The organism is Brevibacillus borstelensis (genome assembly GCF_036700025.1).
Classification (GTDB): domain Bacteria; phylum Bacillota; class Bacilli; order Brevibacillales; family Brevibacillaceae; genus Brevibacillus; species Brevibacillus borstelensis.
In genome coordinates this window covers 5172501-5184469 of the sequence record NZ_CP144922.1, presented here as the reverse complement: position 1 = coordinate 5184469, position 11969 = coordinate 5172501, and the positions used below count along the sequence as shown (strand labels likewise).

Annotated in this window: 13 protein-coding genes (1 of these 13 only partly in view); 12 read left to right on the top strand and 1 reads right to left on the bottom strand. The window is 51.7% G+C overall.

Annotation, left to right across the window (positions count from 1 at the left end):
- The first annotated feature begins 146 nt into the window (after window positions 1–146).
- The 6 genes from V5G20_RS24860 to V5G20_RS24835 all read left to right on the top strand — a co-directional run bounded on the left by V5G20_RS24860 (window position 147) and on the right by V5G20_RS24835 (window position 4180).
- Window positions 147–743 carry a 5-formyltetrahydrofolate cyclo-ligase gene (locus V5G20_RS24860; protein WP_327955885.1) on the top strand — a complete coding sequence of 199 codons (597 nt, stop codon included), beginning with the start codon at window positions 147–149 and terminating at the stop codon, window positions 741–743.
- 105 nt (window positions 744–848) lie between these two features.
- Window positions 849–1364 carry a MogA/MoaB family molybdenum cofactor biosynthesis protein gene (locus V5G20_RS24855; protein WP_003389765.1) on the top strand — a complete coding sequence of 172 codons (516 nt, stop codon included), beginning with the start codon at window positions 849–851 and terminating at the stop codon, window positions 1362–1364.
- Window positions 1358–2359, top strand: coding sequence for a molybdopterin-binding protein (locus tag V5G20_RS24850; RefSeq protein WP_338462611.1), 1002 nt, complete (start codon window positions 1358–1360; stop codon window positions 2357–2359). Before V5G20_RS24855 ends, V5G20_RS24850 begins: the two co-directional genes overlap by 7 nt.
- A 42-nt stretch (window positions 2360–2401) precedes the next feature.
- Complete coding sequence (locus tag V5G20_RS24845) at window positions 2402–2752, top strand: twin-arginine translocase TatA/TatE family subunit (protein WP_003389763.1); 351 nt, start codon at window positions 2402–2404, stop codon at window positions 2750–2752.
- A gap of 21 nt (window positions 2753–2773) precedes the next feature.
- On the top strand, window positions 2774–3547 hold the full coding sequence (tatC, locus tag V5G20_RS24840; RefSeq protein WP_024985082.1) for a twin-arginine translocase subunit TatC: 774 nt from the start codon (window positions 2774–2776) through the stop codon (window positions 3545–3547).
- Between the two features lie 84 nt (window positions 3548–3631).
- Window positions 3632–4180, top strand: coding sequence for a hypothetical protein (locus tag V5G20_RS24835; protein ID WP_238986216.1), 549 nt, complete (start codon window positions 3632–3634; stop codon window positions 4178–4180).
- Between the two features lie 115 nt (window positions 4181–4295).
- Here the strand turns inward: V5G20_RS24835 and V5G20_RS24830 are convergent, their stop codons facing one another.
- Window positions 4296–5630, bottom strand: a complete 1335-nt coding sequence (locus V5G20_RS24830; RefSeq protein ID WP_003389760.1) for a CAP domain-containing protein — start codon at window positions 5628–5630, stop codon at window positions 4296–4298.
- A 263-nt stretch (window positions 5631–5893) separates the two neighbouring features.
- Here V5G20_RS24830 and groES point away from each other — a divergent pair, with 263 nt between their 5' ends.
- The 6 genes from groES to V5G20_RS24800 all read left to right on the top strand — a co-directional run.
- Window positions 5894–6178 carry a co-chaperone GroES gene (gene groES / locus V5G20_RS24825; protein ID WP_003389758.1) on the top strand — a complete coding sequence of 95 codons (285 nt, stop codon included), beginning with the start codon at window positions 5894–5896 and terminating at the stop codon, window positions 6176–6178.
- A 65-nt stretch (window positions 6179–6243) separates the two neighbouring features.
- Complete coding sequence (gene groL / locus V5G20_RS24820; protein WP_003389756.1) at window positions 6244–7866, top strand: chaperonin GroEL; 1623 nt, start codon at window positions 6244–6246, stop codon at window positions 7864–7866.
- 243 nt (window positions 7867–8109) lie between these two features.
- Complete coding sequence (locus V5G20_RS24815; protein WP_003389755.1) at window positions 8110–9441, top strand: ABC transporter substrate-binding protein; 1332 nt, start codon at window positions 8110–8112, stop codon at window positions 9439–9441.
- A 102-nt stretch (window positions 9442–9543) separates the two neighbouring features.
- Window positions 9544–10503 carry a carbohydrate ABC transporter permease gene (locus V5G20_RS24810; RefSeq protein WP_003389754.1) on the top strand — a complete coding sequence of 320 codons (960 nt, stop codon included), beginning with the start codon at window positions 9544–9546 and terminating at the stop codon, window positions 10501–10503.
- Between the two features lie 10 nt (window positions 10504–10513).
- Entirely contained in the window at window positions 10514–11335 is an 822-nt protein-coding gene (locus V5G20_RS24805) for a carbohydrate ABC transporter permease (RefSeq protein WP_003389753.1), read from the top strand.
- Window positions 11335–11969 carry the 5' portion of an HAD family hydrolase gene (locus V5G20_RS24800; protein WP_024985078.1) on the top strand. It continues 151 nt past the right edge of the window, so the window shows 635 of its 786 coding nt (coding positions 1–635); its start codon is at window positions 11335–11337; its stop codon lies off the right edge, out of view. The genes V5G20_RS24805 and V5G20_RS24800 overlap by 1 nt, the downstream gene beginning before the upstream one ends.

Here is an 11969-nt window from a genome sequence, read left to right as displayed (position 1 = left end):
TGCGTGGCACAGATTGCTGATCCTGGCGCTTCTGCAAGCGGCCAAGCATGCTCTGCTCCTGTCTGTATCAGTGTAGCTTAGAGACCAGAAAGGGACAACCCCGACCGATATGGGAGTGGCCGGGAGAAAAGAGAGGGGAAAAACACATGGAGCTTCTCGATCAAAAGAGGGAACTTCGCAGAGAAATTCTCGCCCAAAGAGCATCTGTCAGTCCGGAAGAACGCCAGGCCCGCTCCAAACAAATGTGCCGTCATTTGCTTTCCTTTGACAGACTGCGCCGCTGCCGTACGGTCATGGCGTACTATCCGTTTCGCGAAGAACTGGATATCGTCCCGTTCCTGGACAAAGCGCTTGAGCGTGGGCAGGAGATATGGCTGCCGCTGACGCTTCCGGCGGAGCGGCGAATTGTTCCCTACATCTATACGGGGCCTGATATGCTGAAGCGGGGAACGTACGGCATACTCGAACCCGATCCCGGCCTGGCTGCGGAAGGAAAAGCCGAAGACCTGGACGCTGTGCTTGTTCCCGGTGTCGCTTTTGACCGCAGGGGTGGGCGCATGGGGTACGGTGCCGGTTATTACGACCGCTTTCTTACCTCCCTCCCGCACAGGCCGCTGTTGATCGGCTGTTCGTTTGACCTGCAGGTACAAAAGGCGGTGCCGATGGAACCTCACGACATTTCGCTCGATTTTCTTGCGACGGAGTCAGGGATCAGAGAAACAGGCCAGCCAGACCTTTCGTAAATGTGACTGCTTTGTGTCGAGATTGCGTCATTTGCCCCTGCCCTATCTACATGTGAAAAAAAACAGTGTACAATACAGTAGCAAGAACTATTGGAGGAATGGGCTGTGACCAACTGGAAAATAGGTGTAATATCCGCAAGCGATTCCATTGCAAGGGGAGAGCGCGAAGACGATCGCATCCCGATTATCCGCACGCTTGTAAAGGAATGGCTGCAGGTTGATGTATCTGTCTACCGTGCTGTGTCTGATGATATGGAAGATTTGAAGGAAAACATGATCGAGTGCGTAGATCGTGAGAAATGCGACTTGTTGATTGTGACAGGAGGCACGGGTTTGAGCCCGCGGGACGTCACTCCCGAGGTGACAGCGTGGGTCATCGACAGACCTGTTCCGGGATTGGCCGAGGAAATGCGCCGCGCCGGCTTGCAGCAATCCCGCCGCGCAATGCTGACCCGTGCAGTAGCCGGAACGAGGGGAAATTCGCTGATTATCAACCTGCCAGGCAATCCAAAGGGCGTCGAGATTTGCTTCAACGCCATCGGGGACATGCTGTCTGACGCCTTGCACATCTTGCAGGGAACCGGAGGAGCCAATGAAGATTGGGGAGGATTGGGTTGGTAGAAAAACCGAAGCTGAAGGAAGTGCCTGTTCGAGAAGCGATCGGCATGATGCTCCCGCACGACATGACGCAGATTCTCCCGGGAGAGTTTAAGGGACGCTTGTTTAAAAAAGGACATGTCGTCACAGAAGCGGATATCGAGCCGCTGCTTTCCATCGGCAAAGAGCATATCTACGTCCTCGAAATGCCGGAAGGGTTTATCCACGAGGAAGAAGCCGGCTTGAGGATTGCCCGTGCCGTTTCGGGAGGAGGGCTTGTCTTGACGGAGCCCTACGAAGGCAAAGTGTCGATGAAAGCCAAGCATCTGGGGTTGGCCAAAGTACATGAAGAGGCTGTTCACGCGCTGAATGAGCTGGAGGGCATCGCGTTTTCCACCATTTACGGCGATCAGGTGGTGCAACCGGGGCAAACGGTGGCCGCTACCCGAATCATCCCGCTGATTATGGAAGAAGCGCGAATTGAGCGATTGGAGGAATTGGCACGCCAGTTTTCCGGCCCGATCGTGGAAGTGAAGCCGTTCCTGAAAAAGCGTGTCGGATTGGTGACTACAGGTGGCGAGGTCTTCTCGGGCAGAATTTCCGACAAATTCGGTCCTGCCATCCGATCCAAGGTAGAAGCGCTTGGTTCCGTCGTGGTCGAACAGCGGTTTGCTCCCGATGACAAAGAACTGATTGAACAAGAGATTATTCGTTTTCTAGAAAGCGGAGTCGATCTGATCCTGGTGACAGGCGGCATGTCTGTGGATCCGGACGATCGCACTCCGGGAGCGATCGCGGGAACCGGTGCAAAGGTCGTACGCTACGGCACGCCGATGCTTCCCGGTTCGATGCTGATGGTAGCGTACAAAGGAGACATACCGATCCTCGGTTTGCCGGGAGCGGTAATGCACGAACCGTTTACTTCATTTGACGTCTTCCTGCCACGCATTCTGGCCGGGGAAAAAATTGTCGAGCAGGACATGACCCGTTTGGGATATGGCGGATTGCGCAAGTGTTAGCTGGTTACACTGTCAAATGACAGGAAAAAAGGAGTGAAGTGCATGAGTACGATTGGAATTCCTGGTCTTATTTTAATTTTGGTGCTGGCGCTGGTTTTGTTTGGGCCCAAAAAGCTTCCGGAGCTCGGACGGGCAGTCGGTCATACCCTGAAGGAGTTCAAGAATGCGACCCGCGGCCTGACAAGAGACGATGACGAGGAAGAAGAGGCTAAGCCTAAAGATCAGCAGCAGCAAGCAAAAACAGCTGTCGTCACAGAGAAGGATGCCTTTGACCGCGAGAAAATGGAGCGGGAAATTCGCGAACGCCTCGAACGTGAGCGCCTGGAAAAAGAAATCCGGGAAAAACTGGAGCAGGAGCGCCTGCAAGCAGAGAACGCACAACACAAGGCGTAGCCGGACAAGGTGGGTGCCATGTTGGAAGATCGCGAAATGACGGTAGTAGAGCACCTGACCGAGCTTCGTACACGGATCATTTGGGTGCTGGCAGTATTTTTTGTTGCTTTGATCGCCGGATTTTTTTGCGCCGGCCCGCTGATCGAATACTTGAAAGAGAAACCGATCACCGAAGGAGTTCCGCTTATCTCCCTGCATCCGTCCGACACGCTGCGCGTCTATATGCAGTTTGCCTTTCTGGTGGGGGCGGTGGTGACACTGCCGGTCGCATTGTTTCACATCTGGAGATTTGTTTCCCCGGGCCTGCAAGTAAATGAGCGCAGGGTGACGCTGTATTTTATCCCTGCCGCTTTCTTCTTGTTCATCATCGGGGTTTTGTTCGGGTACTATGTCGTCTTTCCGATGATCATGCTGTTCGTGACAGGCATGTCGCTCGGGATGGACGTCAAGCCTAGCTACGGGATCGCAGAGTACTTCGGCTTTTTGTTTAACCTGGTCATTCCGTTTGGGATTTTGTTCCAGTTGCCGATTATCGTCATCTTCCTCACGCGGCTGCGGTTATTGAATCCGATGCGTTTGGCCAAAATGCGCAGATTTGCCTACTTTGGACTTGCGGTTGTCGGCATTACCCTGACGCCGCCGGAAATTGTCAGCGACATTCTGGTCACAGTCCCGCTGCTGCTTTTGTACGAGGTGAGCATCTGGCTCTCCAAGATCGTGTACCGTAAGCAGCTTGCGGAAGAAGAGAAGTGGAACAACGAATACAACATGGAAGCGGATGAGGCTGTCCGCTGAACGTGAAAAATCTCTTGCCCCCAGGGCGGGAGATTTTTTTTTGCTTGGACATACTAAACGGGAAAGTTTGGGAGGTGACGGAAGATGTGGAAAGCTGCCTTTTTGATCGTGGCGCTATTTAGTTTTTTGACGGCAATGCCAAGCGCTTCTTCAAATGCTTCTGCCGAAGGCGCAGGGATCGGATTCCTGCATGACTCTGTAAAAAGGGCCATTACTTTGCATCAAGCGGAAAACGGCGAGATTCAAAAGGGGACTGAAGCTGCTGACCCATTGGCAGCCGAGCAGGTAGAGCTGTTTGATACGGACAAGGAGCGCGTCATCAAAACTCTCGAGAATACGAGCGAATTTCAAACCGAAGCGCAAAGTCTCCTGAAAAGCGTCAGCGGGCGGGTGCAGGACCTTCAGCCTGCTCTGTCCCACGCCATGATTGTCAAAATCCCGCTGGCGCCGCCGCAAAAGCTGCTTCATAAACAGGCGGGAATCGATACGATGATCGCCAACATGTTCGTCGTCATGCCAAAGGATAGCAGCCGCCGGCCTTGGATGATCCTGCATACGAAGGAAGCGGAAACATTGGTTGTTGAATTTTCGGGGGAGATCGGCAAGTTGAAGAAGCTGCTTCTCCTGCCGTAGTGCCAGTACAGGGGAGCAGCGAAGTAGAAAGGAAGCGGAAGGGGAAGCAAAACGCCCGGCCGTCGCAAGGACTGGTCGGGCGTTTTTGTGGCGTTGAAAAGCCATTTTACCGGTTTTATTGCTTGGGAGTGACAAACGCTTGGGTGTAGTAGTCGGCAACGACCCCGACGCCAAGCTGGGTAAAGTTCTTTTCCAGGACGTTTTTCCGGTGGCCGGGACTGTTCATCCAGCTTTCATGGGCTTCGATGGAGTCGGGATAGCCAGCCGCTATGTTTTCGCCCGCCATGCTGTAGGAAAGTCCCGCTTTGCGAAGCCGTTCAAACGGGTCCATCCCGGTCGTAGCGGAGACGTGGTCGAAAAAGTCGTGGTTTTCCATATCGACGCTATGGCCTCGGGCTACCTGTGCAGCCTGCTCATTCCAGCGAAGCGGGGAAAGCTTGTAGCGGTAACGGATGACATTCACCAGGTCGAGTATTTGTCTCTCTCTGGCTGCATCCACCTGTTCCTGCTCCTTGATGCTCAACGGAGGCGGGTCAAAGTCGGGGGCTGCCCCGGAATAGGTCCAGCGCGTTTCGTAAAAACCGCCCCGCAGCAGCATCAGCGTATCGATCAGCCGAATGGCCGTTACCTTGTCGCTGTTCTGGTTGTCCAGATAAAAGATACGCGGAGTGCCGTCCTGAATTACCAGCGGACGCTGATTTTTTTGATTGGTAATCTGGACGCTGGCCTTTTGATAAGAGAAAGAGACAGTGTGCTGCAGCTTGTACATTCGGCTCAAAGAAGAGAGGCTGGTGCCGATTCCCACCTCGCCGAGCTTTGCTTCCGGGGCATTGGAATACAGGTCGACCACTTTTCCGTTCGCAATCCCTACCTGGAGGTAGCGAGCCGGATTTTGGTTGTAGATGTACCATTGATAGCCAAGGCCGCTCGGCTCCTGCCGTCCCGGTTGGCCGAGCAGTTTTGTCACCTGGGCGACAGGCATGCCCAATTTGATGCCAAACAGGCTGTTTGCGGACTTGTTTGCCGTTTGGGCGGAAGCAGCAGCCGATGCTGGCACCGCTGCAGCCGGAGAACCCGGAGGTGTTTGAACCGGCTGCTGCTTTTGCGGCGGCTTGTCCTCCTGCCGGCTGCCAGCAGCTTCCCTTGGGGCCGGAGCTTGTCCGACAAAAGCAGCCGAATTGGTTTGATCGAGGTGGACCGGCTTGCCTTCAAGATAGCCGGCAAGCGACAAAGGGATATAGGTGGTGCCTTTGTATTCCAGCGTAGCGGGCCGGTATCCGGTTTTGTCCCGATAGTAGCCGGGCTTGTCCGCATCGGTTACTTCCTTTCCATCCCAGTAGAGCTTCACCGGTTGGACCGAGGCGAGGATAAAGGGCGAGCCAGGAGACAAGAGGCGGCCGATTCCTGCCACAGAGAGAGCGAACACGCCGATCCAGAGCCATTTCCGCATGCAGTATTCCTCCTTCAGAGTGGATCTGATTCTACGTTCTCTCTATTTATATGAACGAGCCGGATTGATAGAACAAAGAAGAAGGGCCAGGCATATCTGGCTAGTGACGAGCCTGGAACAAGAGATTGGAAATTTGTGAGGGAAAATACTTGCAAAGTACATAGCGATTCATTATTATAGGAATTGGGTGTTAGCACTCCCTTTGATTGAGTGCTAACAACGCAAAACTTCTTGAACCTACATTTTTGAGGAGGGTGTTTTTTGTGCTGAAGCCATTGGGTGACCGTGTAGTACTCGAACCAATTTCCAAAGAAGAGACGACCGCTAGCGGTATCGTTCTCCCTGACACTGCGAAAGAAAAACCGCAAGAAGGTCGTGTAGTCGCAGTCGGTTCTGGTCGCGTTTCCGACAACGGAGAGCGCATCGCTCTGGAAGTAAAAGAAGGCGACAAGGTTATTTTCTCCAAATACGCCGGCACCGAAGTGAAAGTGGATAACAAAGAATACCTCGTGCTTCGCGAATCCGATATCCTGGCGATCATCGGCTAAGGCTCTTTCACATAAGGCAAGACCGGTACGAACCGTAAACACATAACGCAGGAGGTTGAGTTCTGATGGCAAAACAAATCAAGTTCTCTGAAGATGCTCGCCGCGCGATGCTTCGCGGTGTTGAAACACTGGCAAATGCCGTTAAAGTAACCCTCGGTCCAAAAGGCCGCAACGTGGTTCTGGAGAAAAAATTCGGTTCCCCGCTGATCACCAACGACGGTGTGACCATCGCAAAGGAAATCGAACTGGAAGACGCATACGAAAACATGGGTGCGCAGTTGGTTAAAGAAGTAGCGACCAAAACCAACGATATCGCTGGTGACGGTACGACAACTGCAACTGTTCTGGCTTATGCCATGGTTCGCGAAGGTCTGAAAAACGTAACTGCCGGCGCTAACCCGATGGTAATCCGCCGCGGTATGGAGAAAGCTGTTCGCGCAGCTGTTGAAGAAATCAAATCCATCGCGAAGCCGGTAGAAAGCAAATCCGCTATCGCACAAGTAGCAGCGATCTCCGCTGACGACCAAGAAGTCGGCAACCTGATTGCTGAAGCGATGGAAAAAGTGGGCAAAGACGGCGTAATCACCGTTGAAGAGTCCAAAGGCTTCACTACTGAGCTGGATGTAGTAGAAGGTATGCAGTTCGATCGCGGTTATGCTTCTCCTTACATGATCACTGATACCGACAAGATGGAAGCGGTTCTGAACAACCCTTACATCCTGATCACTGACAAGAAAATCTCCAACATCCAAGAAATTCTGCCTGTTCTGGAGCAAGTTGTACAAAGCGGCAAACCGCTCCTGATCATCGCAGAAGATGTAGAAGGCGAAGCGCTGGCTACTCTCGTAGTAAACAAACTGCGCGGTACCTTCACAGCTGTTGCTGTAAAAGCTCCTGGCTTCGGCGACCGCCGCAAAGCTATGCTGGGCGACATCGCAACCCTCACTGGCGGCGAAGTCATCACAGAAGAGCTGGGTCTCGAACTGAAATCCACCAAGCTGGAGCAACTCGGCCGCGCTGGCAAAGTTGTTGTTACCAAAGAAAACACTACGATCGTGGAAGGCGAAGGCAACAAGGCTGATATCGATGCACGCGTTGCTCAAATCCGTCAACAAATCGAAGACACCACTTCCGAGTTCGATCGTGAAAAACTGCAAGAGCGCCTGGCAAAACTGGCTGGCGGTGTAGCAGTGATCAAGGTCGGTGCAGCTACCGAAACCGAACTGAAAGAAAAGAAACTCCGCATTGAGGACGCCCTCAACTCCACTCGCGCTGCTGTGGAAGAAGGTATCGTGCCTGGCGGTGGTACTACCCTGATCAACGCTATCAAAGCGGTAGAAAAAGTTGTAGCTGAAGGCGAAGAAGCGGTTGGTGTTCAGATCGTTCTGCGCGCTCTGGAAGAGCCAGTTCGCCAAATCGCTGCCAACGCTGGTCTGGAAGGCTCCGTTATCGTTGAGCGCCTGAAGAAAGAACCTGTGGGCATCGGCTTCAACGCTGCTACTGAAGAGTGGGTAAACATGCTCGAAGCAGGTATCGTAGACGCTGCGAAAGTTACTCGCTCCGCTCTGTCCAATGCTGCATCCGTAGCGGCTATGCTGCTCACTACCGAAGCAGTTGTGGCAGACAAACCAGAAGAAAACAAAGCGCCTGCCGGCATGCCTGACATGGGCGGCATGGGCATGATGTAAGAAACGGCCATCCGTTTCGCAAAGAGACAGACTTGCGGGTCTGTCTCTTTTTTGTGCGTTCAAGGCATGTGCTCTCCATGGGGCACATCCTTGTTGTCGTCCTTCTTTTTTTCGGAAAGCGTCTCCTCGTCTCAAATGTTTTTTGAAAAGTGTAAATATTTATATTGAAAAAATATTTCCTAATTTTATAATAGATTATAAAATAATACTTCAAGAGCAAGCGTGCACGAGAAGGACAGACAAATGGAAAACGTGGAGGAGATTTTCGCGATGAGAAAAGTAGGGGTTTGGCTGTTTTCTCTTTTGCTGGTATTTTTCCTGGCTGCCTGTAGCGGCAGTCCTCCGGCAACGACTTCCGGCGGAGAAGGGGGAAAGACTCAACCTGCGGCTGAAGCGCCAAAAGGGGAACAGGTTGAGCTGACGATGTACAGCTGGCGTACAGAAGACAAAGAAGCGTACAACAAGATTATCGCCGAGTTTGAAGCGAAGCATCCAAACATCAAGGTAAAGTTCAAACCGTTCAAGTCAACCGAATACAACACGATTTTGACCAATACGCTGACATCCGGGACGGGAGTGGACATATTGCAGCTTCGTCCTTACCAGGGAGCTACCTCTATTGCAGATGCAGGCTACCTGATGCCCATCGATGATCTGAAAGGGGTAAGCGATATTCCGAAGGCGTACCTGGATGCCGCTCGCGGCAGCGATGGCAAAGTCTACGGCGTACCGTTGTCGATCAACTCAGCCGTCATCTTCTACAATAAAAAGCTGTTTGAGGAGAATGGCTTGGAGGCTCCGCAAACGTGGGACGAATTTATCCAGGTGTGCAATGCTTTGAAGGCGAAAGGCATTATCCCGATTGCGCAATCAGGCAAGGCAGCTTATCTGCTGTCCATTACCCACAGCGTTTTTGCGCCCAGCTCAATCGGCGGAAACGAGTACATCGAGAAAATGCTGAAGGGCGAGGTCAATTTCAAAGACCCGGCTTTCATTGACTCGATCAAAAAGATGAAGGAACTGGAGCAGTACTTCCCGCAGGATTTCATCGCGCTCGACGACAAGGATGTCCAGGCGCTGTTCTACACCGGCAAGGCTGCGATGTATATCAACGGCAGCTATCGTCTGGAAACGTTCGAAAAGCAAAATCCGGATATGCCGCTTGACATCATTCCCTCTCTGGCCAAGGAAAAGGGAGGAGATACTCCGATTGTAAACTGGGTGGACGGCTCGTACGGCATCTTCAAGTCGACCAAACACCCGGAAGAAGCAAAAATATTCATGGAGTTCCTTGCTTCCAAAGAGTTCGGGCAATTGTTCAGCGACGAATTAAACAGATTCAGCGCGATCCCAGGGGTAGAGCCGAAGAATCCGCTCGTTCAAAAAATGACGCAGCTCAGTGATAAGAGCATGGTGCCGTTCCTGATGCTGGTCCACTTCGGCGATGGGACTCCAACCACGAAAACATTGTTTGAGAACTCTCTGCAAGGGATGTACATCAACAAACTGACAGTCGAGCAGGTAGCTGAGGAGACCCAGGCTTCCGCTGATAAATGGTTTAAGCCAGCCAAGTAAGGCAGAAAGCGTACGGATTGTTGATTGCAGCGGTACAGTCAGGCCGACTTGCTTGACTGTACCCTTTTTGATGAGTACAGCTTAGGAGGAGGTTGAAACAGCGTGCCTGAATTGGAAAAAACACTGGAAACAAAGAGACAAACGTCGGTCAAACGGGGAGTGAACTGGAAAAAGCATCTCGTTCATCTGTTTCTGCTGCCTGCCTTGATATTCTATGTATGGTTTCAGGTGTTCCCGATCTTTTCCGCGTTTTGGAACAGCTTTTACTCCTGGAACGGAATGCAGCGGGGCTCGTTTGCCGGATTGGAAAACTTTGTCCGCCTGTTTACGGAGTCTCCGTTTAAAGAGATGTTTTACCGCGGTTTTGGACATAACGTCATTTTCTTTATCCTAACAGTTGTTTCCAAACTGATCGTCGCGTTTTTCCTGGCGATGCTGATTAACAGCAAGATTCGCGGAAAGGAATTTTTCAAGGCCGTTATTTTTATGCCGAAGCTTTTGTCCGTTATCGTTGTCGGGTTTTTGTTCAGCCTGATTCTGAACCCTACATACGGGGCGCTCAATACCTTTCTTTCCTTTATCGGGTTGGAAGCATTGGCCAAACCATGGCTGGGCAGCCCGGATACGGCTTTGTATACGATCATCCTTGTGAACAGCTGGTACGGCCTCGGGTTTGCTGTCTTAATCTTTTTGGCGGGCTTGCAGGCGATTCCCTCGGAAATCTATGACGCCGCCAAGATGGATGGGGCATCCGGTTTGACTATGCTGCTTCGGATTACATTGCCAATGGCGATGCCATCCGTGATGGTAATGACCATTTTGACATTTATCGGCGCCTTCGAGGCATTTGAACTGATTTTTGCCATGCAAGGCTCTCAGGCGGGGCCGTACTATTCCACAGATGTGCTGGCAACGTATTTTTATCGGCTGGCCTTTGGATCGGTAGAGGGCGGAGAGTCGATCGGACTTGGCTCCGCGCTGGCAGTTGTGCTGTTTTTGATGATCTCCAGCGCAACGGCTGTACTTCTTTTCTTCTTCAAACGAAAGGAATTCGAACAGTAGGAGGACATCCATGACTATAAAGATCGGGCGAGTGGCCAAGTATCTGGTATTGCTGTTCTTTTCATTTCTGGCGTTGTATCCCATCTTCTTGATGATCAGCTCCTCATTCAAGACGAACCTGGAGATTCTCACATCACCGCTGGCACTTCCCACGTCTTTTTCGTTTGACAACTACACGATGGTCTGGGACAAAGTCAACTTCGGGGCTTATATATGGAACAGTGTGTACGTGAGCGGTTTGTCTGTATTCCTGATCATCTTTCTATCCTCATTGGCGGCGTTCTATTTGTCCCGGTACAAGTTTCGCTGGAATCCCTACATTCTGTTCTTCTTTATGCTGGGGTTGATGCTTCCGATGAAGCTGGCGATTCTTCCTCTCTATATGATCATGCTCAAGCTGCAATTGCTGGACACGCTCACATCACTGGTGATTCTTTATGTGGCCGGCGGGATTCCATTTGCCGTATTCGTTTTTTACGGCTTTTTCCGTACGCTGCCTACCGAGCTTGATCAATCGGCGCGTCTGGATGGATGCAACGGCTTTCAGGTGTACTACAAAATCATCCTGCCCTTGATGAAGCCGGCATTGGCAACGGTCGGCATTGTTCACCTGATTGGTGTGTGGAACGACTTCTTCTATCCGCTCATTTTTTTGAAGAGCGAAGAGCTCAGCACGATTCCATTAGGGGTCCTTGCACTCTTTGGAGAATACGATACAGAGTGGAACATGCTGTTTGCCAGCTTGACGATTTCCTCGCTGCCCATGATCGTGGCGTTTCTGTTTGCGTCCAGGCAGTTTATTGAGGGATTAACTTCGGGGGCGATCAAGTGATGAAGAAAGAGTGGGTAACCTTTGATCTTGACGGAACGTTGATGCAAAACCCTTTTGGCGGATGGGTGTTTCCCGAGATTAATGAAACGGTTTCGAAATGGGCAGGCGTTTCGCTCGATGTGACACGCGAACTCGCAATGGAGCATAACAAGCGAATGAAAATGGAACGATACGTGGAGGCCTACGATTGGGATGGAATGCTGGCTGAATGGTTGGAGCAGAGGAACATTACCCAACGGCTAAATATAGAAGAGATCGTAATCAAGCACTGTGTCGTTCCGAAAATCCACTTGCTTGAAGACGGCATTCTTCCTGCTTTAAGAGAGCTTCGGAATCGGGGCCTAGGAGTCGCGGCCGTTACAAACGGTTTTTTTAAGTATCAATACCCGGTAATGGAAAAGCTGGGACTGGCAGAGCTTTTTGATGTTGTCGTTACACCGGAGAGGGCGGGAACGGGGAAGCCGGATCCCGCTATTCTGCGAATGGTGGAAGGCAAGGTCATTGCCCATGTGGGAGATCGCCTGGATCATGACGTTCAGCTCGCTAACCTGCATGGCTGCCTGTCCGTGTTTGTTTGCCGCAACCTTTCGGAAGAGTTGCGAGTTTTACAGCCAAGAGAGCGAGCTTCCCATCG

Coding starts and splice junctions, on each gene's coding strand:
- V5G20_RS24845 (WP_003389763.1), top strand. CDS start 2,402: ATGAGTACGATTGGAATTCCTGGTCTTATTTTAATTTTGGTGCTGGCG.
- V5G20_RS24860 (WP_327955885.1), top strand. CDS start 147: ATGGAGCTTCTCGATCAAAAGAGGGAACTTCGCAGAGAAATTCTCGCC.
- V5G20_RS24835 (WP_238986216.1), top strand. CDS start 3,632: ATGTGGAAAGCTGCCTTTTTGATCGTGGCGCTATTTAGTTTTTTGACG.
- groL (WP_003389756.1), top strand. CDS start 6,244: ATGGCAAAACAAATCAAGTTCTCTGAAGATGCTCGCCGCGCGATGCTT.
- V5G20_RS24830 (WP_003389760.1), bottom strand. CDS start 5,630: ATGCGGAAATGGCTCTGGATCGGCGTGTTCGCTCTCTCTGTGGCAGGA.
- V5G20_RS24805 (WP_003389753.1), top strand. CDS start 10,514: ATGACTATAAAGATCGGGCGAGTGGCCAAGTATCTGGTATTGCTGTTC.
- V5G20_RS24815 (WP_003389755.1), top strand. CDS start 8,110: ATGGAAAACGTGGAGGAGATTTTCGCGATGAGAAAAGTAGGGGTTTGG.